Below are 25,857 nucleotides of genomic sequence, written 5' to 3'. Positions count from 1 at the left end.
CGACGTTCACCAGACTCCGGCGCGCCCGGCGCGCACGTCCCCCTGGCCGGTCGATAGCGTGGTCCGGGTGAGCCAGCACACGACATCCGGCCGGATCGGCCGCATCCCCGTCCTCGAGGTCGCGCCCGTCGTGGAGGGCGGCCGGTGGCCCGCGAAAGCCGCCGTGGGCGAGGTGGTGCCGATCGACGCCACGGTCTTCCGCGAGGGCCACGACGCCGTCTCCGCGACGGCCGTGCTCGTGGCCCCGGACGGCTCGGACCACTCGTGGGCCGCGATGACCGACATCGCGCCCGGCCTGGACCACTTCCGCGGCTTTCTGCAGCCGGACGCCGAGGGCGACTGGTCGTTCCGGGTCGAGGGCTGGTCCGACCCGTACGCCACGTGGGTGCACGACGCGGGGATCAAGATCGCGGCGGGCATCGACACCGAGCTGATGCTCGCGGAGGGCGTGCGGCTGTTCGACCGGATCTGCCGGAACGTGCCGGACGACACCCTGGTCGCCCCGGGCCGGACCACCCGCGCCGCGCGTGCGCTGTCGGCCGCCCGGCGCGCCCTGGGTGACGCCACCCGCCCGGCCGAGGCCCGGTTCGCCGCCGCGACGTCGCCAGAGGTCACCGAGGCCCTGCGGCGCGCGCCGCTGCGCGAGCTGGTCTCCGCGTCGGACACGTACCCGCTGCGGGTGTCGCGGCGGCTGGCCCTGGCCGGTTCCTGGTACGAGATGTTCCCCCGCTCGGAGGGCGCGTACCAGAGGAAGGACGGCACCTGGGTGTCCGGCACGTTCGCCACGGCGGCGAAGCGCCTGCCCGGCATCGCGGCGATGGGGTTCGACGTCGTCTACCTGACGCCGGTCTCCCCCATCGGCACCACGTTCCGCAAGGGACGCAACAACACGCTCGACGCGCAGCCGGGCGACCCGGGCAGCCCGTACGCGATCGGGTCGGCGGACGGCGGGCACGACGCGATCCACCCCGACCTGGGCACGGAGGCCGACTTCCGGGACTTCGTCGCCGCCGCACGGGCGCAGCGCCTGGAGGTCGCGCTCGACATCGCCCTGCAGTGCTCCCCCGACCACCCCTGGGTGACCGAGCATCCCGAGTGGTTCGTGGTGCGCGCGGACGGGTCCATCGCGTACGCGGAGAACCCGCCCAAGAAGTACCAGGACATCTACCCGCTGAGCTTCGACACCGACCCGGACGGGCTGTACGAGGCAGTGCTCGGCGTGATCCGCACGTGGATCGACCGCGGCGTCACGCTGTTCCGGGTCGACAACCCGCACACGAAGCCCCTGGACTTCTGGGAGTGGCTCCTCGCGCAGGTGCACGCGACCAACCCCGAGGTCATCTTCCTGTCCGAGGCGTTCACCAAGCCGGCGATGATGCAGACGCTGGCCCGGATCGGCTTCCACCAGTCGTACACCTACTTCACGTGGCGCAACACCAAGGAGGAGGTCGAGGAGTACCTGGCGGAGGTCAGCGGCCCGCAGGGCTCCGTGCTGCGCCCCTCGTTCTGGCCCACCACGCACGACATCCTGCCGCCGTACCTGACCGACGGGGGCGTCGCGGCGTTCGCCGCGCGGGCCGTGCTGGCCGCCACCGGCTCGCCCACGTGGGGCATCTACTCCGGCTACGAGCTCGTGGAGAGCACCCCCCGGCCCGGCGCCGAGGAACAGATCGACAACGAGAAGTACGAGTACCGGCCCCGGGACTGGGCGGCCGCCGACGAGTACGGGATCGCGCTCCTGCTGGGCAGGCTGAACGAGGTGCGCCGCGCGCACCCGGCCCTCCAGCAGCTCCGGAACCTGACCGTCCACCCGACGACGAACGACCAGGTTGTCGCGTTCTCCCGCCGGATCCCTGCTGATCACCTGCCGGACGCGACAGCGAAGCCTCGTGGCCGCACCATGAGAGCAGGGGGTAACGATCGACGTGCCCCGCGGCACGACGACGTGATCGTGGTCGTGCTGAACCTGGACCCGCGGAACGCACAGGAGTCAGTAGTGCACCTGGACCTTTCAGCCCTCGGACTCAGTGCTCCCGAGGGCGACGAGAATGCCCCGTTCTTCGTCGCGCACGACCTGTTGTCCGGCGAGACGTACGGCTGGGGAGCGCATCCCTGGGTCCGGCTCGACCCGCAGGTTCGCGTGGCCCACATCCTCCAGGTGGGCCCGGCATGACGACGTTCGGACCGGGCGGTCCCGCCGTCGGGCCGCCGGAGGGCTACCCCGAGCCGGCCGTGGGCGCGCAGCCCGAGCGGCCCAGCATGCCCAACCCGCCATCGGTGCCCGTACCCGTCCAGGCCCTGCCGCCGCGACGCCAGCCGCGCCTCGACGCCCGGCGCAAGGGCCTCGTCGACGACCCCGAGTGGTACAAGAAGGCGGTCTTCTACGAGGTCATGATCCGGTCGTTCTCCGACTCGGGCGACGGCGGGTCCGGCGACCTGGTCGGCCTGACGGAACGGCTCGACTACCTGGAGTGGCTCGGCGTCGACTGCCTGTGGCTGCCCCCGTTCTTCCCCTCGCCGCTGCGCGACGGCGGGTACGACGTCGCGGACTTCACCGCGGTGGCCCCGCAGTACGGGACCATCTCGGACTTCAGCGCCCTGGTGGCCGCCGCCCACGAGCGCGGCATCCGCGTGGTGATCGACCTGGTCATGAACCACACCAGCGACGCGCACCCGTGGTTCCAGGCCTCCCGCGCCGACCCCGACGGCCCGTACGGCGACTTCTACGTGTGGAGCGACGACCCCACGCAGTACGAGGGCGCGCGCATCATCTTCGTGGACACGGAGACGTCGAACTGGACGTTCGACCCCGTGCGCCGGCAGTACTTCTGGCACCGGTTCTTCAACCACCAGCCCGACCTGAACTTCGAGAACCCGCGCGTCGTCGAGGCGATGCTCGACGTCGGGCGGTTCTGGCTGCAGCTCGGCGTGGACGGGTTCCGGCTCGACGCCGTGCCCTACCTGTTCGAGGCAGAGGGCACCAACTGCGAGAACCTGCCCGAGACGCACGGGTTCCTGCGCAAGGTGCGCCGGATGCTCGACACCGAGTTCCCCGGCCGCATCATGCTGGCGGAGGCGAACCAGTGGCCCGCGGACGTGGTCGAGTACTTCGGCACCGAGGACGAGCCCGAGTGCCACATGTGCTTCCACTTCCCCGTGATGCCGCGCATCTTCTACGCGATCCGCGACCAGCGGGCACGCCAGCTCCTGGAGATCCTCGCCGACACCCCGGCGATCCCCGCGGGCGGTCAGTGGAGCACGTTCCTGCGCAACCACGACGAGCTCACGCTGGAGATGGTGTCGACGGAGGAGCGCGCCAGCATGTACGGCTGGTACGCGCCCGACCCCCGGATGCGGGCCAACGTGGGGATCCGGCGGCGGCTCGCGCCGCTGCTGGACAACGCTCGCAAGGAGATCGAGCTGGCCAACGCGCTGCTGCTCTCGCTGCCGGGCACGCCCTGCCTGTACTACGGCGACGAGATCGGCATGGGCGACAACATCTGGCTGCCCGACCGCGACGCGGTGCGCACACCCATGCAGTGGACGCCGGACCGCAACGCCGGCTTCTCGACCGCCGACCCTGGCAAGCTCTACCTGCCGCTCGTGCAGTCGCTGGTGCACCACTACCAGCACACCAACGTAGAGGCGCAGCTCGCGCAGCCCACGTCGCTGCTGCACTGGACGCACAACATGCTGGCGTTCCGGCGGCTCCATCCGGCGTTCGGCACCGGCGACTTCACGGCGCTCGACTGCAACGACGAGTCGATCATCGCGTTCACCCGCACCTCGTCCGAGGAGACGCTGCTGGTGGCCGCCAACCTGTCGGCCACCGCACGGTCCTCAACGATCAAGCTGCCCGGCTACGCCGGCTGGACGCTCACCGACGTGTTCGGTGGGGCCGGGTTCCCGAGCGTCGGTGACGACGGGATCCTGACCATGACCTGGGGCGCCAGGGACTTCTACTGGCTGGTGCTGGCCCCACCGGTGCGGGCAGAGGCGGAGCCGGCCGGGCAGGCGCGAGAGGTGTGAGCGCGGCGCGACACGTCCACGTATCCCCCGGAGCCGCGCACCTCGCCCCCGAGGTGCTGCGGCTGCTGGACGCGTGGCTGCCCGAGCAGCGCTGGTACCCGGTGCCCACGGAGGGCGTGGCACACGAGCCGTGGCTCACCGTCACGTTCCCCGGCGTCGCCGACGTCGTCGTCGCGCTCCTGCGGCTGCACGGACCCGGGCTGGCCGCCGGCGACGAGTCGCTGGTGATCCAGGTGCCGCTGGTGCTGACGCCCACCGCCGAGCCCACGGCCGACACCGCCGACACGGAGGCGGCCGGGCTGATCGGCACGGTGACCACGGCGTCGGGCACCGTCACGGTGCACGACGGCGGGGCGCACCCGGCCGCCTGGCACGCCTACCTCGCCACGGCGCTGCCCGACGCCGGCGGGCCGGAGGTCTGCGACACGCTCGCCGGAGCGGGCCGCATCTCCGGGGAGCAGTCGAACACCTCGGTGGTGCTCCCCGCGATGACGCACGAAACCGGCCACGGACCCCGAAGGCACGGCGGGATGCTCAAGATCCTGCGGACCGTCGCGCTGGGCCCGCACCCCGACGTCGTGATCCCGGCGGCCCTGACCAGGGCCGGCTGGGCGGGCGTACCCCGGTTCCTCGGGGCCGTCGAGCTGCCGTCACCCGACGACGGCGGTCTCGTGGCCCACCTCGCCGTGCTCTCCGAGCTCGTCGCGGACGCCACCGACGGGTTCGAGCTGGCCTGCGCGTACGCCGCCCGCGACGAGGACTTCGGCGAGCCGGCCGCTGAGCTCGGCGCCACGATCGCGCACCTGCACGCGGCCCTGCGCAAGGCGCTGGGCCCGGGACCCCCGCTCGAGCCCGCCGGCTTCATGGGCGTGCTGCGCCGCCGCGCCGCCGAGGCCTTCGCCGACGTCCCGGACCTCGCGCCGCAGCGCGCCGGCGTCACCGCCCTGTTCGACGCCGTGAGCGCGCGGCTTGCCGCCGTCGCCGAGCGCACGGGCGGCGTCGTCCCGCTGCAGCCGATCCACGGTGACCTGCACCTGGGCCAGGCCCTGCACTCGCCGAGCGGCTGGAAGGTGCTCGACTTCGAGGGCGAGCCGCAACGCCCGGTCGCCGAGCGCGTGGCCCCGGACCTGCCGTTGCGCGATGTCGCCGGGATGCTCCGCTCGCTGGACTACGCGGCCGCCGTAGGGCAGGCCGCCGACCCCCAATGGGCCGCGCACGCCCAGGTCAGCTTTCTCGAGGGTTACCGCCAGGCCAGCGGCGAGGGACACGACGGACCGGTGCACGCGGTGGCCGGAGCGGCCGCGGCGGGCAGCGAGCTCGACGTGGCCACGGCGGAGCTCCTGCTGCGCGCGCTCGTCGTGGACAAGGCGCTCTACGAGGTGGTCTACGAGTTCCGCCACCGTCCCGCGTGGATGCACATCCCGCTGACGGCCGTGGAGCGAGTGCTCACCTCGTGACCTCGACCAGCCCCGACGTGTCGCACGTCACCTGCCCCCCATGGAATGGTGAACCCATGGCAGACCTGCCCGACGTCGACCTCGAGGTTCTGACAGCTATCGCGTCCGGAACCCACCATGATCCGCACACCGTGCTCGGCCCCCATCTGCTCGACGGGCCCTGGACCGTGGTGCGCGCCCTGCGCCCGCTCGCCGACGAGGTGGTGGTGACCACCTCGGACGGCGAGGCGAGCGCGACCCACCAGGGCGCGGGGGTCTGGGCGGCCGTCGTGCCCGCCACCGAGGATCCCGACGGGTCCCGGCACGCTCCCGACTACCGCATCCGCACCCGTTCGGGCACGGACACCTGGACGTCCGACGACCCGTACCGGTTCCTGCCCACCCTGGGCGAGGTGGACCTGCACCTGATCGGCGAGGGCCGGCACGAGCAGCTCTGGCAGGTGCTCGGCGCCAACCTGCGCCGCTACCCCAGCGCCACCGGCGACATCGCGGGAGTCGCCTTCGCCGTGTGGGCGCCGAACGCCCGCGGCGTGCGCCTCGTCGGCGACCACAACGGTTGGGGCGGCACCCACCCCATGCGGTCGCTCGGCGCGACAGGGGTCTGGGAGCTGTTCGTCCCCGACGTCGGCCCTGGCCTGCGGTACAAGTACGAGATCCTGGGGGCCGACGGCGTCTGGCGGGCCAAGGCCGATCCCCTCGCCAAGGCGACGGAGGAGCCGCCCGCCACCGCGAGCGTCGTCACGGACTCCGTCCACGAGTGGCACGACGAGGCGTGGCTCGCCGCCCGGACGGCCGGCGACCCCCACTCGGCGCCGCTCAGCGTGTACGAGGTGCATCTGGGCTCCTGGCGGCCCGGCCTCGGCTACCGCGAGCTCGCGGAGCAGCTCACGGCGTACGTCACCGAGCAGGGGTTCACGCACGTCGAGCTGATGCCCGTCGCGGAGCACCCGTACGGCGGCTCGTGGGGCTACCAGGTCACCAGCTACTACGCGCCGACCGCGCGGTTCGGCTCGCCCGACGACTTCCGGCATCTCGTGGACCGGCTCCACCAGGCCGGCGTCGGCATCATCCTCGACTGGGTCCCCGCGCACTTCCCGCGCGACGAGTTCGCGCTCGCGCGCTTCGACGGCGCGCCCCTGTACGAGCACCCGGATCCGCGGCGCGGGGAGCAGCAGGACTGGGGCACGCTGATCTTCGACTTCGGCCGGCGGGAGGTACGCAACTTCCTGGTGGCGAACGCGACCTACTGGTTCGAGGAGTTCCACGTCGACGCGCTGCGTGTCGACGCCGTCGCCTCCATGCTCTACCTCGACTACTCCCGCAAGGACGGCGAGTGGACGCCCAACGTCCACGGCGGGCGGGAGAACCTCGAGGCCATCGCCTTTCTCCAGGAGGCGAACGCGACCGCCTACCGCCGTACTCCCGGCGTCATGATGATCGCCGAGGAGTCGACGGCCTTCCCCCAGGTCACGGGCCCGACGTCGAGCGGAGGGCTCGGCTTCGGCCTGAAGTGGAACATGGGCTGGATGAACGACTCCCTGCGGTACCTCGCGGAGGACCCGTACAACCGTCGCTACCACCACGGCGAGCTCACGTTCTCGCTGGTGTACGCGTTCACCGAGCAGTTCGTGCTGCCGATCAGCCACGACGAGGTGGTGCACGGCAAAGGGTCCCTGCTGGGCAAGATGCCCGGGGACCGGTGGCAGCAGCTCGCCGGCGTACGGTCCTTCCTCGCCTACCAGTGGACCCATCCCGGCAAGCAGCTGCTCTTCATGGGGTGCGAGTTCGCGCAGGAGAGCGAGTGGTCCGAGTCGGACGGCCTGCCCTGGCACCTGCTCGGCGACGCCGGGCACGCGGGCGTGCAGCACCTGGTCCGGGACCTGAACGCGCTCTACCGCGCGACGCCCGCGCTGTGGGAGCTCGATTTCGACCCCGCGGGTTTCGAGTGGCTCACGGCGGACGACGCCGACCACAACGTGCTCGCCTACGTGCGCCGGTCACGCTCCGGCGACCCGGTGGTGGTGGTCGTGAACTTCGCCGGTGTGCCGCACGAGGGCTACCGGCTGCCGCTGCCGACGCTGCCGCTGGCCGAGCCCGACGTGGTGGTCACACCCGCCGGGTCGGCGGCGACGACGCCGACCGCCTCGTCCGTGTGGCGGGAGGCGCTGAACACGGACGCGGACGTATACGGGGGCTCCGGTGTCGGCAACATGGGCCGCGTCCAGGCCGAACCGGTGCCGCACCACGGCCGCGCCTGGTCGGCCGCGGTCCGGGTCCCGCCCCTGGGCGCCCTGGTCCTAATCCCGGAACCTCGTTGAGTGCTGGCTTTTCGCCCCGCTGACGCCTCGACAGGGGCGATTAGCCAGCACTCAACGGAGGACGGTCAGTAGAGGCTGATCGCCAGGCGCTTGCGGGCCTTGCTCACCCGGGGATCACCCGTGCCTGCTACCTCGAAGAGCTCCAGCAGCCGGACGCGGAGCTTCTCCTTGCCCTCCGCGTCGGCGTCGGGCAGCAGGTCGAGCAGGCGGGCGAACGCGTCGTCCACCTTGCCGCCCAGCATGTCGACGTCGGCGACGGCGAGTGCCGCGTCGACGTCGGACGGCGCGTCGGCAGCGGCCTGGCGCACCGTGGCGAGGTCGGTGTCGTGCGTGCGCTGCATGAGGTGCACCTGCGCGAGGCCGGCCGTCGCGTCGGAGTCCTTGGGATCCTGCCGCAGGGCCTTGGCGTAGGCGGCGGCTGCGGCCTCCAGGTCGTCACGCTCGATGGCGTCGTACGCCTCCTGGTGCAGCGGCGGCAGCGGTTGCTCGGCCTCCGCCTCGGGCTCGTCGGCCGCGGGCGCCGCGCCGGGGGCACGGCCCGTGACACCGTTCTGCTCGGCGGCGGCCAGGACCTGGTCCAGCACGCCGCGGATCTGCTGCTCCTCCGCCGCGCCCTGGAACAGCGGCAGGGGCTGCCCCTGCAGCACCGCGACGACGGTGGGCACGCCCTGCACCTGGAAGGCGGCGGCGACCTGCGGCGACGACTGCGCGTCGACGCGGCCCAGGACGAACCGCCCGCCGTACTCCTCGGCGAGGCGGCCCAGCGTGGCGCCGAGCTCGGCGTTCGCCTGGTCGGTCGGGATCCAGACCAGCATGACCACCGGGTAGGTGGACGAGTCACGGACCAGCTGTTCGAAGTTCGCCTCGCTGACGTCCACCACGAAGCCACCGGCTTGGGGTGCGCCACCGGGCTCACCAGGCGGTGGCGCCTGAGGACGGTTGAGGGCTGACAGGTCGACGGCGCCGCGCACCGCGAACTCGGGCTGGGCGCTCCGGGCGGGCCCGGGTGGAGGAGTGGCACTGCTCATGGGGTAATCCTAATGACCATCAGCCCGCGCACCCGTCGACTCCGCTCTCGGCGTGACGCGGCCCGCGCCGGGCCGGACAAGCACGCCGCCAGCGAGCCCGCCTCGTCGAGACGCGGCAAGGGTGGCCTCCGTGGGTTCACGGGGGCCACCCCAGCGGCGGGACGACCGGTCGGTCGTCGAGTGCGGGTCAGCCGTTCGAGACGGAGCTCGGCACGTGCTCGTAGCCGACCAGGCTGATCTCGTCGTCCGACTCCTTGGGCGGCACGTACATCGCCACCATGTCCTTGTAGTTGACCTCGACCACGTTGCTGACGTCGGCATCGCCCCAGAGCGCCTGCGTCGTCTTGGTCGGCGGGCCGATCTCGCAGCCCTCCTCGTTGGCGGTGATCGTCTCCTTGCTGATCATCGAGGCGAGCACGAGGGCGCCGCCGTCAGCCGTGCGGACGGCCTTGACCGGCTCCTTGGTCGGCTCGTACGCGACCTCGAAGTCGCCGCCGCACTCCTCCTTGTTGATCGCGTCGACCTGGAGCTTGCCGTAGTCCCGGAAGAACTGGCGCAGGTCGTCGTCGGCGAAGTTGCCGGCGTGCTTGGAGTCCTTGTCGACGGTGAGCACCGACGCGTACTGCTGGATCGCCGCCTTGGGCGTCACCTTGAGGCTCTCGTCCTCCTCCGGGACGGCAGGGCTGCCCAGGTCGGCCTCCGCGAACTGCGGCATGGTCACCCCGGGCAGCAGGCGCACCCAGCCCCACAGCTTGTACTGATCACGTGCGGTGGCCTGGTCGAAGGCCATGAGCACCGGCGTGGTGAGGTCCTTGGGCTGCACCGTGATCGCGAAGCTGCTGCGCGGCCATTCCTGGTCGGACGGCAGGATGACCTGCTGCATCTCCATGGTCAGGTCGGTCAGCGGCTCCTTGTCGCCACGTGCGGCGGCGACGTCGAGCTGGGTCTCGCGGATGTCGAGCGCGGGTCCGGTCAGCCGGGCGCCGAGCTTGTCGGCGTCGCTGGGCTTCTCCACCTCGCCGACGACGCCGGCCACCTTGTCCAGGATCTTGCGCTCCTGGGACTGGGTGACGACCGCCGCCGCGACCGGGGCCTCCGGCTTGGGCGTCGGGAGCTCCTCGGCACAGCCGGCGAGCAGACCCGTGGCGAGCACGGTTGCTACCACGGCCGTGGTGCGGGTCGTGGAGCGTCTCATCAGTTACCTCCGTCGTTCCCGGTGACGCCCCAGGTCTGGCGCCACGCGGCAGCTCGGCTGCTGGGTGTCTGCGGCTGCTCAGCCTCTGGAGCGGGCTCGGATTCTGGTTCGGACGCGGGCACGGCGGGCATCGCGCCCGTCGCGGCCCGCCGCTGCGCCTGCTCGCGCATGCGCATCTCGCGCCGGGTCAGCGGCTTGTCCGACGCCGCCGGTGCGGGTGCTGCCTGGGCGGCTGCGGGGGCCGCGGGAGCCGGTGCGGCGCCGCCGAAGGGTGCCGGCCGGGCAGCCGGCTCGGCGGGAGCAGCGGGTGCAGCAGGTGTGGCGGGCGTGGCAGGAGCGGCGGGTGCCGTTCCGGAGGCCTGGCCGCGGCGCCGGCGGATCCCACGGATGGACGCGGCTGGGGCGACGACCGGTCCGGGAGCCGGCTCGGCCGGCGGCGGGGTGATCGGCGCGGCACCACCGAACGGTGCGGGCGCCCCCCAGGACCGTGCCTGCTCCTGCTGCTCGGGCTCCGGGGCGGCCGCGCCCGGCGTGGGCTGGCTACGGCCGGGCGCCTCCGGACCCGTCGGGGGCAGGACCGCGGTGCCGCCCTCGACCGGTGCGCCCTGCGCGGGCGGGAAGCCGCCGACGGGCTCGGACGGGCCGGGCTGCTCGCCGTCCACCCCGAAGACCGCGTCGCGACGCGGCAGCTCGGAGTCGGGCTTGCGGGTGCGGACCTCGGACGGAGTGCGGGTCTTGCTGCCGCGGTTCTTCTTGCGGCGTGCGCCGATGGCGAGGAAGACACCGAGAATGAGGAGGAAGCCACCGCCCAGCACGCCCGGCCACAGGTACGGGGTGGTCACGGGGCGCGGCCAGGTGAGCTCGAGGGTCGGCGCCTCCGCGTCCTTGCCGACGCCTGCGGCCAGCAGGACCACACGGCCGGGTTCCTCGGTCCAGCGCATGGAGACGGTCGTCTCGCCGCTCACCTCGGAGATCCACATGTCGGAACCCGCGGGGTCGGGGCCGGAGCCGGGCTTCTTGGCCGGCGCGTCGTCGGCCTCCTCGCCCTCGGTCGGGGCACCGGTACCCGGTGCGACGCTCAGCGTCTCCCAGGAGGACAGACCGGACACCGAGTCGTAGGGGTCGTCGCCCACCCAGCCGAGCACGTCGACGTCGGACCCGAGCGCGAGCGTGACCTTCTGCCCCTCCGGGACCGTGGCTCGCACGGTCACCTGGTCGTCGACCAGGCCGAGCACACCGGGCTCGGTCACGACCATGGTTCCGTCGCCGCTGGGGGTAGCGGTCGCGACGACCGTGTCGGACTCGCGCAGGACGGTCGCCGTCGCGACCCCGTAACCGATCCCGCCGAGGCCGGCGAGGATCAGGAGAGTCGCCAGAATGCGTTGCACCACCGATTCCCTTCGAATATTGGGCGCGTGCCCGTCGATCAGGTGGATGTTCCAGCATAGGGACCGAACGAGGAGCACTGTCCAATGACGGGCGTGCTTGTGCGGTTCGGTCGGGATTCTCACCCTTCCTTCACTGGGGTGTGCCGGAACCGCCACCATGGCCCGGGCCGCTGGAGCCAGCGGAGAGTATCCCAGGCATTACGTACATTGCATCCTGTCGCGGAGTATCCACATCCGCACAAGGCACGTATCCTGGGCGCCGGACGGGCGGTATAAGCCGCGTCCCAGGGGGGAGCCTGACCCGCGCCTCACCAAGTCCCGACACTGGAGGTCTGCACCGTGTCCGACGAGCGCTCGCTCTTTCCGACTGCCATGCGCGGATACGACCGCGACCAGGTGCATGCCCACCTGGATCGACTGAACCACGCCCTCGAAGAAGCCCGCCGCCAGGTCGAGGCTTCCGACGGCCGCGCCATGCAGCTCACACAGGACCTCAGCGACGCGAAGCGCAACCTGCGCGAGACCGAGAAGCCGTCGTACGCCGGCCTCGGCTCCCGTATCGAGCTGCTGCTGCGCTCCGCCGAGGACCAGTCGACAGACATCATCAACCAGGCCAACCAGCAGGCCGCGGACATCATGGCACGGGCAAAGCTGTCCGCGGGACAGGTGCGTTCGCGCGCCGAGTCCGAGGTAGCCGAGATGCTCGCCAGCGCCCGCCGCGAGGCCGAGGAGATCCGCACCACCACGTCCGCCGAGGCGGAGGGGCACCTGCTCGCCGCCCAGCGCCGCGCCGAGGAGCTCGTGGGCTCCGCCGAGCGCGAGTCCGCGCAGATCGCGAGCGCCATCAGCGCGGAGGAGAGCGAGCGCCGGGCCAGCCTGGAGCGCGAGCTCGGCACCCTGCGCTCGACGGTCGAGCGCGAGACCACGGAGCTGCGGGTCAGCACCGAGCAGGAGGCCGCACAGCTCCGCGCCAAGGTCAACGCCGAGACGACCGAGCAGCGGGAGACCGCTGAGCGCGACGCGTCCGCGATGCTGGCCAGCGCCCGTGCCGAGTCCGAGCAGATCCTCTCCGAGGCACGCCGCCAGGCGGCCGAGGCGGCGAACGCCGTCACCAGCGAGATGGAGGAGCTGCGTGAGCAGGCCCGTGCGGCGCTCGCCCAGGCGGAGCTCGACATCGTCACCCGCAAGGAGAGCGTCGAGAAGGAGCTCGCCGAGCGGCACGAGACGGCAAAGGCGGAGACCGCCAAGCTGGTCAGCACGGCGGAGGAGCACGCGGCGGAGGCAGAGAAGCGCGTCGCGGTGGCCCTCGAGCAGTCGGAGAAGATCCGCTCGGAGTCCGATGTCTACGTCAAGGACCTCGTGGCCGACGCCCGCAAGTCCGCGGACCGCATCGTGGCCGAGGCCAGGGAGTTCGCCGAGCAGACCATCGATGACGCCCGTGCCGAGGCGGAGTCCAGCCGGTCGGCCGCGCAGCACCAGCTCGAGGACCTCACGCGGCAGCACGACTCCATCAACTCCTACCTGGACGAGCTGCGCGGCATGCTCGGTACGCCGGCCACCCCGGCTGCCGGGTCGGCACCGGTGCCGACCCCGCCGGCCAAGCCGGCGGGCCTGTCGGGCGCGACGCCCGCACAGCAGGCGCGCTTCGCCGTCGTCGGCGACGGCACCGAGGCAGAGCCCGACGTCACCGAGTCGACCGACACGGGCTCGATGCCCGCGTCGATCCCGCCGAGCAACCCGACGCCCGTGCCCGTCGGTACCGCCACCGTCGTCATCCCGTCGGTGAAGGGCACCAAGGCGAGCACGAAGGCCGGCCAGAACGCCGCCGACTCGGCGTCCTCCCCCGCGGAGAGCGAGGACGCCGAGGAGCAGGTCGCCGAGAAGGCCGGCGCCTCGAGCTGACGCTGCCGAGACAGCGCCGGGGCGGGACGAACCACACGGTTCGTCCCGCCCCGGCTCTCTGTCGTCCTGGTCCTACCTCGCGCCCTGGCCCTACCTCGGCATCAGTGGTGAGCCACCACCTGGGCGTGCAGCAGGCCCAGTGCCGCGGCGACGGCCTGGGGCTCCTCGACGACGCTCAGGTGGCCGACTCGGGGCACGAGCGTGAGCGCCGCGTCTCCGCCGGACAGGGTCGAGGGCGCCCCGGCGGCCAGGACCATGTGCTCGGCCTCGGTCAGCGGCGCGATGGTGTCCTCCGTCCCCACCACGACGGCGACCGGCCCGTCGAAGCGTTCGAGCACCGCTGTCCGGTCGGGCCGGGCTGCCATCGCCCGCTGGGCCCATGCGACGCCTGCGGGCGACTGCGCGCGGATCCACGAGTCCAGCAGCGGGAACAGGTGGCGGCGGTGCTCGGTGCTCGTGCTGCCGACCAGGTCGGCGGGCATGCCCAGCACGGCGGCGACGGTCTGGTCGGACTCGACGGCCGCGGCGATCCGGAGGCGCTTGGCACGCGCTTCCTCCGTGTCCGCCGTGGACTTGGTGTTCACGAGCCCGAGTCCGGCGACGAACCCCGGGTGCCGTTCGGCGAGGGCGAGCGCCACGTACCCGCCCATCGAGTGACCGACGACCACCGCGTTGCCCTCGCCACCCGCGACCATCGTCCGGTACACCCAGTCCGCCGCGTGCTCGATGCTGGGCTGGTACCCGTCGAGATCGCTGTGCCCGGCTCCGGGCAGGTCGACGCCGATGGCACGGACACCCGGCGGCAGGTGCTGGGCGCAGGAGGCCCACATCCGGTGGTCGAGCGGGAAGCCGTGCAGCAGCACGAGCGGTACTCCGCCGCCCTCGTGCAGCGTGAAGGTGGCCAGGGCTGGTGAGGTCATCGTCGTCCTCCTCGTGGGTGGTGAACTCTCAGGAATCGCCCAGCGGTCCGTCCCAGTGCGTCGGCAGCGGTAGCGGATGGTCGGGCAGAACGTGCGCGACGATCTCGTTCAGCGCGCGGGCGACAGCCGGCTCACCGACCCACAGGTGCTTCGCGCCGTCGACGCCGATCACCTCGGCCTGCGGGACGCGCGCGAAACGCCGGCGGGCCTCGTCGGGCCGGAGGTAGTCGTCGAGCTCCGGCACCAGCACCACGAGCGGCTTGCCGAACGCCGCCCACCGGTCCAGGTCCTCGTCGGTGGCGCGGTGCAGCGGCGGCGACAGGAGGATCGCCCCCTCGATGCTCGGGTCGGCGCCGTGCTTGAGCACCAGCTCCGTGCCGAACGACCAGCCGACCAGCCACGGCCGCGGCAGCCCGCGGAACTCGGCGAGCTCGATCGCGGCGGCGACGTCGTACCGCTCCGCCTCGCCGCCGTCGAACGCGCCCTCGCTCGTGCCTCGCGGGGACGAGGTGCCGCGCGTGTTGAACCGCAGCACCGCGAGGTTCGCCAGCGCGGGCAGGCGCCAGGCCGCCTTGCGGTAGACATGGGAGTCCATGAAACCCCCGTGCGTCGGCAGCGGGTGGAACGTCAGCAGGGTGGCCGCCGGCTCGCTGTCCACCGGCAGCGCGAGGTCGCCGACGAGCGTCAGGCCGTCGGCGGTGTGCAGCTCGATGTCCTCACGCTGCGCGGGCAGGACGGTGAGCGAGCGGATCTGATGGGTCGTCTGGCCGGAGGCCTCGTCCGGCGTCGCTTCGGTGGTCATCGGTCCCATTGTCTCCCCCGTCCGTCTCCCCCGTCGCCCGCTGGTGGGTCATCTCAGGTTCGCGCGCCGCTGCCAGCAGCTGTTGTGCCAGTGCCTGCGGCCGTCCAGGCCCGCCTCCGGACCGCCCAGCAGGTCCGTCTGCCAGGCGACGACGTGCGCCGTGCCCGGAGTGACCTCCTGCCGGCAGGCCGGACAGATGTAGGTCTTGTCCGACGACCGGATCCGCTGGACCACCCACTCGCCGTCGGCCGCCGACTCGCTGCGGCGGCCACCCGTCGCCCGGTCGACATCGAGCGGGACGTGGCCCGCGGCATACGGACGCTTGCTGGAGCGGCGGTTTGACGGCATGGCATCTATTCTTCCGCAGGGCGGAGCTCATGGCTCGATCCCTGCCCGAACCTGCTCAGAACCTGGGAACCGCACTCACCTCCGCCCGCTAGAGTGTGGCGGTCCCCAGCAAGGCGCAAACCCGACCGAAGGACTACTCGTGAAGCACCGCACCACTGCCGGCCTGGCAGCCGTCGCGCTGGCATCCATCGCGCTCACCGGCTGCGCAAGCGGCGACGACACCGCGGACGGCAGTGCTGCCGCCTCGAACGGAAACGTCTGCGAGGTGACGCCGGCCGCCGAGCCGTCGCCCGCGCCGAGCCCCTCCGAGGCGGACGTCAAGGCCGTCGACGCGATCGAGGTCTCCGGGCCGGTCGGCAAGGAGCCGAAGGTCTCCTTCAAGACGCCGCTGGAGGTCAGCGCGCCGACGTTCCGCGTCGTCGACGAGGGCACCGGCGCGGAGCTCAAGGAGAAGGACCAGGTCACCATCGACTACGTGGTGATCGCCGGCAAGGACGGCTCGCAGGCCGCGTCCACCTGGAAGACCAAGGAGCCCGAGACCTTCGAGCTCGGCGACGCCCAGTACGACCTGCTGAACGACCAGCTCATGGGCCAGAAGGTCGGCACGCGACTGCTCATGGCCAGCACCGCGATGGACCAGTCCATCCAGGTCACGATGGTCGAGGTCGCCAAGGCCGAGGCGCCGAAGGAGACCCCGAACCGCGCGGAGGGTTCCGAGGTCGCGCCGAAGGAGGGCCTGCCCACCGTCGAGCTCGCCGACGACGGCCAGCCCACCGTCACCATCCCCAAGGACTACAAGGAGCCCAGCGAGCTGGTCGTGCAGCCCCTCATCGAGGGCGACGGAGCCGAGGTCACCAAGGACCAGACGGTCACCGTCCAGTACGCGGGCTGCCTGCTCGACGGCACGTCGTTCGACTCCTCCTGGAGCCGCGGCACCCCGACCTCGTTCCCGCTCAACGGCGTGATCCCGGGCTGGACCAACGGCATCGCCGGCCAGAAGGTCGGCAGCCAGGTGCTGCTCGTCGTCCCGGCAGACCAGGGTTACGGCGACCAGGCGAACGGCGCCATCCCCGCGAACTCGACGCTCGTGTTCGTGGTCGACATCCTCGAGGCGAAGGCCGCCTGACCCTCCCCGTTCGGCCCGCCCGGCGGGCCGGCTGAGATGTCGCGCACTCGACGTGCGCATCGCCGCTGGTCACGGCCTCGACGTGGCGGGTACCCGAGCCGGGTGCCCGCCACGTCTCGTAGTGTCATCCCATGACATCGACAGATCTCCCGGCCGCTGGGTCCGTTCCTGTGCCGGAGCGCGAGGTGCTTACCTGGGAGACCTTTCCCGATGCGGTGCGCGACCTGGCCCACCAGGTGGTGGACAGCGGGTTCGTGCCCGAGGTGGTGATCGCCGTCGCGCGCGGGGGCCTGGTGCCCGGCGGTGCCATGGCGTACGCGCTCGGCACCAAGGGCGTCGGGACGCTGAACGTCGAGTTCTACACGGACATCGGCAAGACGCTCGACGATCCCCGCGTGCTGCCGCCGCTCATGGACACGTCCGAGCTCCCCGGCGCGAAGGTCCTGGTGGTGGACGACGTCGCCGACTCCGGCCGCACCCTGGCCCTGGTCATGGACCTGCTGGAGAAGCAGGGGGCCGAGGCGCGCTCCGCGGTGCTGTTCACGAAGCCGCGCACGATCATCCAGCCGGACTACTCGTGGAAGGACACCGATCTGTGGATCACCTTCCCGTGGTCCGCCGAGCCCCCGGTGACCGGCGCGAGGTCGATCGACGCGTGACGCGCTGAGGGCACCTGCCCGGCCGTGGCCGACGTCAGGCCCCGCCTCAGGCCCCATCTCAGGCCCCGTCCCGGACCCCCAGGTAGCGCAGCACCGCGAGCACCCGGCGGTTGTCCGCGGCGTCGTGCGGCAGGCCCAGCTTCTGGAAGATCGCGGCGACGTTCTTCTCCACGGCGCCCTGGGAGAGGAACAGCGTCCGCGCGATGGCACCGTTGGAGCGGCCCTGCGCGATCAGGTCGAGCACCTCGCGCTCCCTGCTGGACAGCTCGCTGCTCGACAGCCCCGCGCGGCCGACGCCCCGCTCGGACGCGCCCATGAGCTGGGAGACGACCTCCGGGTCGAGCACCGTCTCGCCACGGGCCACGCGCGCGAGCGCCCGGGTGAACTCCCCCACGTCGACCACGCGGTCCTTGAGCAGGTACCCCACGCCGCGTGCGTCGCCCTGGAGCAGCACGCCGGCGTACCGCGTCTCGACGTACTGCGAGAAGAGCAGCACGGGCAGCGCGGGGAACCGCTCCCGCAACGCGGCCACGGCGCGCAGACCCTCGTCGGTGAACGTGGGCGGCATGCGGATGTCCGCGACGACGACGTCGGGCAGCGACTCCTCCGCGAGGCGCACCACCTCGCCCTCCAGGCTCTCGCCGTCCCGTACGGCCGTCACGTCGTGCCCCCGGCGCGTCAGCAGGGCGACCAGCCCGTCGCGCAGGATCCCGGAGTCCTCGGCGAGCACCACCCGCAGACCGCCCTGCGGCGTCTCGTCCGGCCCGGTCGCCGCCGGCCCGGTCATCGCCGCGTCCCGGGCTGTGGATCCATGGGGTCGCGCGCCGTCGTCGTCATGCCGTCACGCTCCCGCGGGGCGGCCCCGCCAGGACAGGGTGCGTACCTCCGGAGACGGTAGGGAATTCCTCCGCGGAGGAGCGCTCGACCGCCGGGCGTGGTCGAGCGCTCCTCCGGGTGCCGGGCCGGAGCCACGGGCCGAGGTCACCGTGTCGGTGCGGGTTCCGGCAGCACGAGGGCGGAGTGGGCGGGCTGGGGTGTCGTCGCGGGCATGGCGACGAGGTCACGAAGCATGACGTTGCGTTGTTCCAGCGCCTCGGCGGTGGTGGGGAAGAGCCTGGCGCCGCCCTTGTCGACCAGCGCCTGGTTCACCGTGACGAACTCGCGGGTGTCCCGCTCGTAGGCGGCGAAGGCCTCGGCGTGGTCCCCGGAGGTGGCCAAGGACCGGGCGAGCATGTAGGCACCGACGAGGGCGAGACTGGACCCCTGTCCGGTCAGGAACGACGGCGCGTAGGCGGCGTCGCCGACGAGCGCGGTCCGGCCGCTCGACCACCAGGGCATGCGGATCTGGCCCGCCGTGTCGAAGAACAGGTCGTCGGCCTCCTCCATGGCCTTGACGATGCCCGGGACCTCCCAGCCGGCGCCGGCGTAGGTCCGGGCGACCAGGTCTCGCTGGGCCTCCGGGTCGCGGAGCACGTCGAGCGGCTGTTCCGGCTGGTGGAAGTTCAGGAACGCGTGCAGCTCGTCGTCGGTGTCCCCGGTGGCGTACAACGCGGCGGCCCTGCCAGGGGTGTTCCACATCATGAGCTCGCGCGACAGCCCGAAGGTGTTGGGCATCGTGAACACGGCGAAGCCGTAGCCGAGGTACCGGTGGAACTGCTCCTCGGGCCCGAACAGGATCCTTCGTGTGCCCGAGTGCATACCGTCGGCACCGACCACCACGTCGAACGTGCGCTGCGTGCCGCCGCGGAAGGTGACGTCCACCCCGTGGTCGTGCTCGTCGAGGGTGGCGATGGAGTCGTCGAACAGGAACTCCACGTCGTCCCGGACCGTCGCGTACAGGGCCGCGGTCAGGTCCCCGCGGCCCACCTCGAGGTCCTGGCCCTCGACGCTCCCCGCGACCGCGTAGGGGTGGAGGGAGGCCACCTCGCCGCCGTCCGCATCGAGGAAGGTGAAGCGTCCGGTGTCGATGTGCGCGGCCTGCAGCTGCGGCAGGACGCCCATCCGCCGGACCACGTCGACGGCGGTGCCGCGGACGTCGATCGGGTAGCCGCCCCCGCGGGGCGCGCTCGCCTTCTCGACCACCGTGACGGCGAAGCCGTACCGGTGCAACCAGTACGCCAGCGTGGGGCCGGCGAGGCTCGCTCCGGCGATCAGGACCGTGCGCCGGGCGGCGTTCGACTGAGATGTCATGACTGGACTTCCTTCTTCAGGTGACGGACGACGAGCAGGGACAGTGCGGCCAGGAGGCCGGCGACGACGAAGCCGGTGACGAAGGCGGACTCGGCGGGTATCCCCGAGGCCGGGTCGTTCCCGGCGTCGAGGATCGAGCCGGCGACCTGCCCTCCGGCGACGGCACCGATCAGGCGGATCACCACGAGCAGGCTGGTGGCGATCCCGGTGTCCTTGGCCGCCACGGCGGTGGCGGTGCTGGCGAGCAGCGCGGTGGTGATCAGGCCGCCGACGAAGGCGGCCAGGGCCCGCGCGATGACGAGCTGCCAGGCGGTGTCGTGCAGCGCCGCGACAGCGACGAGGATGCCGGCGGTGGCGACGGCGCCCGTGGTCGCCACGGCACGTGCGCCGTACCGTTGCACGGCGAGCCCGCCGATCGAGCCTGCGAGCACGCCGGCGATGGAGGCGGGCATCATGAGCAGCCCGATGTCGGTGGTGCCGAGCCCCAGGCCGTAGCCGTCGCCCGAGACCTCGAACAGCTTGGGGACCAGGGTCTGGAGCATCGCGGAGATGGCGGCGATGGCCACCGTGAGCAGAGCCGCGCTCCAGAGGGCGGGCGCCGCCAGCATGCGCAGCTCGACCATCGGCGAGACCGCTCGGCGCTCGACGGCGACCCAGGCCGTGGCGAGCGCCGCGACGACCAGCACGATGCCGCCGACCGCGAGCGGCGGTACACCGCCGCCGGTCACCACGAGGAGGCCGAGCATGAGCGCGACGAGCGTGGCACTCAGGAGGGCCACCCCCGCCCAGTCGATGGCGGTCTGCTGTTCGCTCGGCGGGTCGTTCGGCATCAGCCGGAGCACGACCAGCGTCGCCGCGACGATCACGATCGTCGGCGCCGCGAAGATCCAGTGCCAGGACAGTCCTTCGGCCAGTGGCCCGGCGACCAGCGTCCCGACGATGCCTCCTGCGGTGAACAGCGCGCTGACCACCCCGATGGCCACCTGCGTCTGCCTCTTCGGGAAGTTCTTGCGCACCAGGATGAACGACAGGGGCAGCGCGCCCACCATCGCGCCCTGGAGCATCTGGCCGACCAGCAGCACGGGCAGGTTGGGCGCGAGGCTCGACAGCAGCCCGCCCGCCGAGACCAGCGCCATCAGGACGAGCAGGACGCGCTTGCCGCCGTACCGGTCGCCGAGCTTGCCCGCGATGGGGGCGACGACCGCGCCGGTGATCAGCAGCGTGCTGGCGATGAGCGCCGCCGCTGCCGAGTCGACGCCGAGCTCGCGCTCCAGCAGCGGACGCGCCGGGTCGACCACCGTCTGCAGGGTGCCCAGGGCGAGCGCGAGGACGCCCAGCGCGGCGACCGCCGGCTTTCCGATCCGTGCGGGCGCCGGCCTCTCGACGGGGCCCGGGAGGTCAAGGACGACGGACATCTCAGGGCCTTTCGGAGGTGGTTGCGGACAGGAACACGAACGAGGCGGGTCTCATCTCCATGTCCTCGAACCTAGATTTCGGGCGCTGGGCTCAGGAAGGGTGCCCTCCCTCGTCAGTGCGGGGGTTTTCCTCCTCCCTGGGCCGCACCCGTGGCCGGTGCCGCCGATTCGACCGAGGTCGAATCGGATTGAGCGTCGGCGCCTCCGGTGCGACAGTGAACAGCGAGGAGGAATCACATGTCCGGCTCGCTCGCTGTCGAGGCGCACGGCCTCGTCAAGCACTTCACCAGCCGTCGGTCCGTCACCAAGGCGGTCGACGGCATCGACCTCTCGATCTCCGAGGGCAGCGTCTTCGGCCTGCTCGGCCCCAACGGCGCCGGCAAGACGACGGTGGTCCGCATGCTCGCCACCCTGCTGCGGCCCGACGCGGGCACCGCCAGCGTGCTGGGGCACGACGTGGTGCGCGACGCCGACGCCGTGCGCTCCGCCGTCGGGCTCACCGGCCAGTACGCCTCCGTGGACGAGGACCTGACCGGTACCGAGAACCTGCTCATGCTCGCCCGGCTGTACGGGTTCACGCCGGCCGCCGCACGGCGGCGCGTCCAGGGCCTGCTGGAGGCGTTCGACCTGGCCGACGCCGGGTCCCGGCAGGTCAAGACCTACTCCGGCGGCATGCACAGGCGTATCGACCTCGCCGCCTCGCTGGTGCTCGCCCCGCGCGTGCTGTTCCTGGACGAGCCGACCACCGGTCTGGACCCGCGCAGCCGCAACCAGGTGTGGGACATCGTCCGCGTGCTCGTCGAGGACGGCGCGACCGTGCTGCTGACCACCCAGTACCTCGACGAGGCGGACCAGCTCGCCGACCGCATCGCCGTCGTCGACCACGGGCGCACCATCGCCGAGGGGACGTCGAGCGAGCTCAAGCGGTCGGTCGGCGAGGGGGCCGTGCACCTGCGTGTGGCCGAGGTGGCGGAGCGTGCCCGGGCCGCCGAGATCACCGAACGCCTGCTCGGCGCGGAGGTCACCTTCGGCTCCGACCCGCACGCCGTCTCCGCCCGCGTGCCCGACGCCGGCGCCGGCGCCGTGCCCGGTCTGCTGCCCGCCCTGGCCGAGGCGGGGATCAGCGTGCCCGAGTTCAGCCTGGGCCAGCCGAGCCTCGACGAGGTGTTCCTCGCCCTGACCGGCCAGCCCCTGCCCGACGACGAGGCGCCGGGCGCCGACGGGACGCCCGCGGAGCCGGGCACTCGTGCGACGACGGAGGTGCCCCGATGACCACCAGCCTGCGCGACGCGGTCGCCCTCACGGATCGGCCCTCACGACCCTCTCCCCTGTCGACCACGCTGACGTTCGGCTGGCGCGCGCTGCTGAAGATCAAGCACGTGCCGGAGCAGCTGTTCGACGTGCTGGTCTCCCCGATCATCTTCACGCTGATGTTCACGTACCTGTTCGGCGGGGCGCTGGCCGGCTCCACGCAGGCGTACATCCAGTTCCTGCTGCCCGGCATCCTTGTGCAGACCATCCTGTTCGTGACGATCTACACCGGCTACACGCTCAACACCGACATCTCCAAGGGCGTGTTCGACAGGTTCCGCTCGCTGCCCATCTGGCGGCCCTCACCCGTCGTCGGCGCGCTGCTGGGTGACACGGTGCGCTACACGATCGCGTCGATCATCACCATCACGCTGGGGCTCGTGCTGGGGTTCCGGCCCGACGGCGGCTTCCTGGGCGTGCTGCTCGGCGTGCTGCTCCTGCTGGTGTTCGCGTTCGCGCTGAGCTGGACCTTCATCATCCTCGGGCTGCTGGTGCGCTCGCCCAACGCCGTGATGGGCGTGTCGATGATGGTGCTCATGCCGCTCACGTTCGCCTCCAACGTCTTCGTGGACCCGGCCACCATGCCGTCCGGCCTGCGCGCGTTCGTGGACGTCAACCCGGTGAGCCACCTGGTCACCGCGGTGCGCGGCCTGATGGCGGGCAACCCTGACACCACGGAGATCGTCTGGGTCCTGATCGCCTCCGTCGTCCTGACGGCGGTGCTGGGCCCGATCGCGATGCGGATCTACCGCACCAGGACCTGAGGACCGCCGTCCGTGGGCGGCACGCGCAGCCCGTCCAGCAGGAGGGTGATGACGCCGTCGGCCTCGTAGTGAGGGAGCTGAGGAGCGGGCGTGAAAAGAGGCCCGGATCCGCAGGATTCTGCGTTCCGGGCCTCTCGTCAGCCGCCAGGGGCTCCCGACACGAGGTCAGAAGTCCCAGTTATCGCCCTACGGCCCTTCGATGCCTGTGAATCCGCAGATCCAGCGGAGGCCCATCGGGCGCCGTGCCATCTACGTGCCACTCTCGCTGAAGTCCGGACCGTTCAATCCTGGGCCCGGATAGATCGAAATCATGATATGCCTGCCTGCCGCCCTCGGCGCAGTGGGCCACTGGGCTCGGCTCGCGCAATGCCCGTGGTCGCCCGATGAGGTCACATGGCCGGCCCGAGGGCGGGGCACAGCTCGGCATGGTCACGGAACACGGGGCCGTTCTCGTCGAGATACTCCACCGCCCACTCGTCGACGTCGACGCGCGCGATGATCATGCCCGGGCCCCACCGCCCCGGCCGCCAGCGCGCCGCGAACACCGCGGTGCCCGCCGGGTACGGATCCTCGCTCTGCAGGAAGTCGCCCACGATCTCGTCCAGGGTGCGAGGACTGTCAGGCACGTCGTCGGACCACCGCTGTACGGCCTCGAGCGAGACCCACGCCTGCGCGAGCCCGCCAACGTAGTCCACGCCAGCGCTATCGGAGACCGGCTGCCGGGGTGTGAGCGTCATAGCGCAACGATTCCACCACCCGCGCCCGCTCGCTTCCTATCTGCGGACGATGAACGGTAGGCGCCCTGTACTGCCTCCGCCCCGACCGCGTCAGTTGTCACCTATCCGTGTAGCAGTCCCGGTGCCGCGGTGGCACATAGATCAGCACGACCGCCCTTGCTCTGCCGAAGCATGGATCAGATCGGTGGCGCAGGACAGACACCTCTGGGATGACAAAGCCCGACTGCGCCGAGGACGGGACCACCACGGCCACCGCGTCCTGGCGCCGCCCAGAGAGGTCGACCGTCATGGTCAAAGCGAGCCAGAACGATCCACTGTCCGCGATCCTGCAGGAGTCCACCAACCTCATCGGCACCACACTGGAACAGATTGAGTGGGCCGAGAGCGAGATCGACGCCGCGATCACCCGACACCCGGACCAAGGTGATCTCCTGTATCACGCGTTCGGACTCCTAAGGCCCACGCATCGGTTAATGGCCACGGAGTTCGTGAGCCGCTCGCACTACCGAGAACTCCTCGACAGGCTGGCGACCGGCATGGACACACGCCCCGGTACGGCGGCCGAGGTATGTTGCGCGTTATCCGAAGCCAGCCTGGCCGCTCCCTTGAACTCGACCGCTGCCGGCCTCTACTTCCGGATGTGGGAAACTGCGTTTCCCGACATGCCGCCGATCACCGACCGCACCCAACACCACGAAGCGCTCGACGGCTCCTCGATTGACGCCCTAGAAGCCGCCAGCCGGCACACGCTGACGTGCGAGGACCGCATAGTCAGTGATATCTCCTGCACCGGCATGCACCACGGGACCGCTGTGCCCTGCACCTACGCCGAGGCCGCTGGGCCCGCGCGTCTCACACGCCGGCAACTACCGGCAAGCCAGCCCGCGGCGGTCCCGATTCCGAACGCTGTGCCCGCGTTCGTCGAGCAACCCGGGGCTCCGAAGGTGGAAGGCACGAACCTGTGAACTCGTCCGCCCGGAGAGCGGCACCGGTGTGGCTGCCAGTTCTGGTCAAGCTCCGTCAAGCGCCTTCTCGATCTGCTCGCCTCCCGTTCGCATCCACGGCAATATCGCCAGTGCCCTAGGCGACAACCAGGTGGTTACCAGTCCATGGCCGCCGGCGTCAGTAGTAGACGTGCCCGCGCCCATCAGGCCTGACCCTCCGGGAGGGGTGACTGCGCCAGGAGCTGGGCGATGTGGTCGAGCACGAGGTCGAGCGCCGACCAGTCCTGGGCGTCTTGCGCCCGCGGAGAACCGCTGGCCCGAGCCACCTTCTGTCGAAAGCGCTCTTGCACGACGGACTTGTCCGCCAACTCGCCCTGGTACGCGCCCACTCCCTTGCTGTATCCGCTCCACTGCACAGGCACGAGCGCGCCATCGACCGTCAGGACGTCCGTGCCGAGAAACATCTCGATCGAGGCTGCCAGTCCATTGACGTCCATGACGTGCTCGCCTTGAGGACCGATCGTGGGGTACCGCCGGGCGAGATCGAGGTCGGGCAGGCAGGTGATCTGAATGTTGGACGGCAGCAGCGACATGTCGATGGTCCGCAGCATGTCCCGGGCCGCGGTGTCGTTGTCGAACAGGGCAAGAACCCGGTTCGGGATCCCCGAAGCAGCGAACGCACGGATCGTCTGACGCAGAGCTCCGGTCCCGCCTTCGTTCTTGTGACTGAAGTCGGGGAACCGGAAGTAAGGAATCAGATGCGGACGACGAATCCGAAGCGCTGCAGTCAGGACCTCGACGTCGAACTTGCCCTCGACGAGAACCACTGGCGGTAGTAGGCCCGTCGTGTTCTCCACAACCTGCCGTAGCCCGACGGCTTGAGGGTCGATAGGTTCAACTCGCTGACGGCTGTCTGATCTTCCGTCGTCAGCCTCGTGGAGCTCGGCGGCATTCTCAAGCCAACCACCGTCGATCAAGTCTGCGAGATTCAACGTGATTTGGGCGTCGTCCGGCAGGACCTCCAGGATGCTGCGGAGCCGGTATCGGGAGTCACCTTCCTCCAGCTCGTAATCCCAGATGTCCAACAAACGCGAGGCGGTTCCCCGAGGCTCCTGAGGCCCCCACCACTCTTCGAGTCGATCACCACGCTCGATCGCGACTCGGAGCTGAGCACACCAGTCCTCCCAATTGAGGTTCGTGAGGTAGGCCAACTCGCGCTCGTCCTCCGCCGACAAGCCGGACACTGAGGTTTTCTCGCCTCATTCGCTGACGGGGCGTTGAAGGTGGAGCAGGACGAGTGCAGCTGCGGCGATCTCGGTGATGC

The 25,857-nt window shown here is 71.4% G+C and carries 21 protein-coding genes; 10 read left to right on the top strand and 11 right to left on the bottom strand.

The features are described from left to right. Positions 1 to 67 precede the first annotated feature (67 nt). From ACYVK7_RS18790 to glgB, 4 genes are all read left to right on the top strand, one after another. Positions 68 to 2,173, top strand: coding sequence for an alpha-1,4-glucan--maltose-1-phosphate maltosyltransferase (locus ACYVK7_RS18790; protein WP_460889237.1), 2,106 nt, complete (start codon positions 68 to 70; stop codon positions 2,171 to 2,173). 86 nt (positions 2,174 to 2,259) lie between these two features. Then, positions 2,260 to 4,029, top strand: coding sequence for a maltose alpha-D-glucosyltransferase (gene treS, locus ACYVK7_RS18785; protein ID WP_460889256.1), 1,770 nt, complete (start codon positions 2,260 to 2,262; stop codon positions 4,027 to 4,029). After that, entirely contained in the window at positions 4,026 to 5,486 is a 1,461-nt protein-coding gene (locus tag ACYVK7_RS18780) for a maltokinase N-terminal cap-like domain-containing protein (protein ID WP_460889236.1), read from the top strand. Before treS ends, ACYVK7_RS18780 begins: the two co-directional genes overlap by 4 nt. Before the next feature lie 56 nt (positions 5,487 to 5,542). Continuing rightward, entirely contained in the window at positions 5,543 to 7,804 is a 2,262-nt protein-coding gene (glgB, locus tag ACYVK7_RS18775) for a 1,4-alpha-glucan branching protein GlgB (RefSeq protein WP_460889235.1), read from the top strand. Between the two features lie 65 nt (positions 7,805 to 7,869). Here the strand turns inward: glgB and ACYVK7_RS18770 are convergent, their stop codons facing one another. The 3 genes from ACYVK7_RS18770 to ACYVK7_RS18760 all read right to left on the bottom strand — a co-directional run bounded on the left by ACYVK7_RS18770 (position 7,870) and on the right by ACYVK7_RS18760 (position 11,415). Continuing rightward, positions 7,870 to 8,832, bottom strand: a complete 963-nt coding sequence (locus tag ACYVK7_RS18770; RefSeq protein WP_460889234.1) for a co-chaperone YbbN — start codon at positions 8,830 to 8,832, stop codon at positions 7,870 to 7,872. Positions 8,833 to 9,019: 187 nt separating this feature from the next. Beyond that, positions 9,020 to 10,027 carry a hypothetical protein gene (locus ACYVK7_RS18765; RefSeq protein ID WP_460889233.1) on the bottom strand — a complete coding sequence of 336 codons (1,008 nt, stop codon included), beginning with the start codon at positions 10,025 to 10,027 and terminating at the stop codon, positions 9,020 to 9,022. Next, the gene (locus tag ACYVK7_RS18760) at positions 10,027 to 11,415 is read right to left on the bottom strand and encodes a hypothetical protein (RefSeq protein ID WP_460889232.1); all 1,389 of its coding nucleotides are present in this window, start codon (positions 11,413 to 11,415) and stop codon (positions 10,027 to 10,029) included. Before ACYVK7_RS18760 ends, ACYVK7_RS18765 begins: the two co-directional genes overlap by 1 nt. Before the next feature lie 339 nt (positions 11,416 to 11,754). On the opposite strand from ACYVK7_RS18760, the gene ACYVK7_RS18755 reads away from it, so the two are divergent. Next, on the top strand, positions 11,755 to 13,317 hold the full coding sequence (locus ACYVK7_RS18755) for a DivIVA domain-containing protein (RefSeq protein WP_460889231.1): 1,563 nt from the start codon (positions 11,755 to 11,757) through the stop codon (positions 13,315 to 13,317). 101 nt (positions 13,318 to 13,418) lie between these two features. Here ACYVK7_RS18755 and ACYVK7_RS18750 read toward each other — a convergent pair whose 3' ends face one another. Genes ACYVK7_RS18750 through ACYVK7_RS18740 form a run of 3 tightly spaced genes read right to left on the bottom strand, consistent with a single transcriptional unit; the run spans position 13,419 to position 15,387 of the window. After that, the gene (locus tag ACYVK7_RS18750) at positions 13,419 to 14,237 is read right to left on the bottom strand and encodes an alpha/beta fold hydrolase (protein WP_460889230.1); all 819 of its coding nucleotides are present in this window, start codon (positions 14,235 to 14,237) and stop codon (positions 13,419 to 13,421) included. A 28-nt stretch (positions 14,238 to 14,265) separates the two neighbouring features. Then, entirely contained in the window at positions 14,266 to 15,039 is a 774-nt protein-coding gene (locus ACYVK7_RS18745) for an alpha/beta hydrolase (protein WP_460889229.1), read from the bottom strand. A gap of 48 nt (positions 15,040 to 15,087) precedes the next feature. Continuing rightward, positions 15,088 to 15,387 carry a hypothetical protein gene (locus ACYVK7_RS18740; protein ID WP_460889228.1) on the bottom strand — a complete coding sequence of 100 codons (300 nt, stop codon included), beginning with the start codon at positions 15,385 to 15,387 and terminating at the stop codon, positions 15,088 to 15,090. 139 nt (positions 15,388 to 15,526) lie between these two features. Here ACYVK7_RS18740 and ACYVK7_RS18735 point away from each other — a divergent pair, with 139 nt between their 5' ends. Both ACYVK7_RS18735 and ACYVK7_RS18730 read left to right on the top strand, forming a co-directional pair. Further along, on the top strand, positions 15,527 to 16,513 hold the full coding sequence (locus ACYVK7_RS18735; protein WP_460889227.1) for an FKBP-type peptidyl-prolyl cis-trans isomerase: 987 nt from the start codon (positions 15,527 to 15,529) through the stop codon (positions 16,511 to 16,513). Positions 16,514 to 16,644: 131 nt separating this feature from the next. Continuing rightward, entirely contained in the window at positions 16,645 to 17,172 is a 528-nt protein-coding gene (locus tag ACYVK7_RS18730) for a phosphoribosyltransferase (RefSeq protein ID WP_460889226.1), read from the top strand. A 58-nt stretch (positions 17,173 to 17,230) separates the two neighbouring features. Here ACYVK7_RS18730 and ACYVK7_RS18725 read toward each other — a convergent pair whose 3' ends face one another. The 3 genes from ACYVK7_RS18725 to ACYVK7_RS18715 all read right to left on the bottom strand — a co-directional run bounded on the left by ACYVK7_RS18725 (position 17,231) and on the right by ACYVK7_RS18715 (position 20,777). Next, positions 17,231 to 17,959 (bottom strand): LuxR C-terminal-related transcriptional regulator, encoded by a 729-nt coding sequence (locus tag ACYVK7_RS18725; RefSeq protein ID WP_460889225.1) that lies wholly within the window; start codon positions 17,957 to 17,959, stop codon positions 17,231 to 17,233. Positions 17,960 to 18,153: 194 nt separating this feature from the next. After that, entirely contained in the window at positions 18,154 to 19,362 is a 1,209-nt protein-coding gene (locus tag ACYVK7_RS18720) for an FAD-dependent monooxygenase (protein ID WP_460889224.1), read from the bottom strand. Continuing rightward, positions 19,359 to 20,777: an MFS transporter gene (locus ACYVK7_RS18715; protein WP_460889223.1), complete on the bottom strand. Its 1,419-nt coding sequence runs from the start codon at positions 20,775 to 20,777 to the stop codon at positions 19,359 to 19,361. The genes ACYVK7_RS18720 and ACYVK7_RS18715 overlap by 4 nt, the downstream gene beginning before the upstream one ends. Positions 20,778 to 21,014: 237 nt before the next feature. Here ACYVK7_RS18715 and ACYVK7_RS18710 point away from each other — a divergent pair, with 237 nt between their 5' ends. Together ACYVK7_RS18710 and ACYVK7_RS18705 are read left to right on the top strand one after the other, a co-directional pair. Next, the gene (locus ACYVK7_RS18710) at positions 21,015 to 22,049 is read left to right on the top strand and encodes an ATP-binding cassette domain-containing protein (protein WP_460889222.1); all 1,035 of its coding nucleotides are present in this window, start codon (positions 21,015 to 21,017) and stop codon (positions 22,047 to 22,049) included. Beyond that, a complete protein-coding gene (locus ACYVK7_RS18705; RefSeq protein ID WP_460889221.1) occupies positions 22,046 to 22,852 on the top strand; it encodes an ABC transporter permease in 807 nt (268 codons plus the stop codon). Before ACYVK7_RS18710 ends, ACYVK7_RS18705 begins: the two co-directional genes overlap by 4 nt. A gap of 389 nt (positions 22,853 to 23,241) precedes the next feature. On the opposite strand, the gene ACYVK7_RS18700 is transcribed toward ACYVK7_RS18705, so the two are convergent. Next, a complete protein-coding gene (locus tag ACYVK7_RS18700) occupies positions 23,242 to 23,589 on the bottom strand; it encodes a hypothetical protein (protein ID WP_460889220.1) in 348 nt (115 codons plus the stop codon). Positions 23,590 to 23,798: 209 nt separating this feature from the next. On the opposite strand from ACYVK7_RS18700, the gene ACYVK7_RS18695 reads away from it, so the two are divergent. Then, the gene (locus ACYVK7_RS18695; protein WP_460889219.1) at positions 23,799 to 24,554 is read left to right on the top strand and encodes a hypothetical protein; all 756 of its coding nucleotides are present in this window, start codon (positions 23,799 to 23,801) and stop codon (positions 24,552 to 24,554) included. 182 nt (positions 24,555 to 24,736) lie between these two features. Here the strand turns inward: ACYVK7_RS18695 and ACYVK7_RS18690 are convergent, their stop codons facing one another. After that, positions 24,737 to 25,777 (bottom strand): hypothetical protein, encoded by a 1,041-nt coding sequence (locus ACYVK7_RS18690; protein ID WP_460889218.1) that lies wholly within the window; start codon positions 25,775 to 25,777, stop codon positions 24,737 to 24,739. Between the last annotated feature and the right edge of the window lie 80 nt (positions 25,778 to 25,857).

It is taken from the genome of Promicromonospora xylanilytica, from assembly GCF_054782895.1.
The sequence above is the reverse complement of the archived record's forward strand: the minus strand, read 5'-3'. Positions and strand labels throughout refer to the sequence as shown.

Bases quoted from the DNA above. Each gene is read 5' to 3' on its own strand.
- treS (WP_460889256.1), top strand. From the start codon at position 2,260: ATGCCCAACCCGCCATCGGTGCCCGTACCCGTCCAGGCCCTGCCGCCG.
- glgB (WP_460889235.1), top strand. From the start codon at position 5,543: ATGGCAGACCTGCCCGACGTCGACCTCGAGGTTCTGACAGCTATCGCG.
- ACYVK7_RS18770 (WP_460889234.1), bottom strand. From the start codon at position 8,832: ATGAGCAGTGCCACTCCTCCACCCGGGCCCGCCCGGAGCGCCCAGCCC.
- ACYVK7_RS18765 (WP_460889233.1), bottom strand. From the start codon at position 10,027: ATGAGACGCTCCACGACCCGCACCACGGCCGTGGTAGCAACCGTGCTC.
- ACYVK7_RS18750 (WP_460889230.1), bottom strand. From the start codon at position 14,237: ATGACCTCACCAGCCCTGGCCACCTTCACGCTGCACGAGGGCGGCGGA.
- ACYVK7_RS18745 (WP_460889229.1), bottom strand. From the start codon at position 15,039: ATGACCACCGAAGCGACGCCGGACGAGGCCTCCGGCCAGACGACCCAT.
- ACYVK7_RS18740 (WP_460889228.1), bottom strand. From the start codon at position 15,387: ATGCCGTCAAACCGCCGCTCCAGCAAGCGTCCGTATGCCGCGGGCCAC.
- ACYVK7_RS18730 (WP_460889226.1), top strand. From the start codon at position 16,645: ATGACATCGACAGATCTCCCGGCCGCTGGGTCCGTTCCTGTGCCGGAG.
- ACYVK7_RS18725 (WP_460889225.1), bottom strand. From the start codon at position 17,959: ATGACCGGGCCGGCGGCGACCGGGCCGGACGAGACGCCGCAGGGCGGT.
- ACYVK7_RS18720 (WP_460889224.1), bottom strand. From the start codon at position 19,362: ATGACATCTCAGTCGAACGCCGCCCGGCGCACGGTCCTGATCGCCGGA.
- ACYVK7_RS18715 (WP_460889223.1), bottom strand. From the start codon at position 20,777: ATGTCCGTCGTCCTTGACCTCCCGGGCCCCGTCGAGAGGCCGGCGCCC.
- ACYVK7_RS18710 (WP_460889222.1), top strand. From the start codon at position 21,015: ATGTCCGGCTCGCTCGCTGTCGAGGCGCACGGCCTCGTCAAGCACTTC.
- ACYVK7_RS18705 (WP_460889221.1), top strand. From the start codon at position 22,046: ATGACCACCAGCCTGCGCGACGCGGTCGCCCTCACGGATCGGCCCTCA.
- ACYVK7_RS18700 (WP_460889220.1), bottom strand. From the start codon at position 23,589: ATGACGCTCACACCCCGGCAGCCGGTCTCCGATAGCGCTGGCGTGGAC.
- ACYVK7_RS18695 (WP_460889219.1), top strand. From the start codon at position 23,799: ATGACAAAGCCCGACTGCGCCGAGGACGGGACCACCACGGCCACCGCG.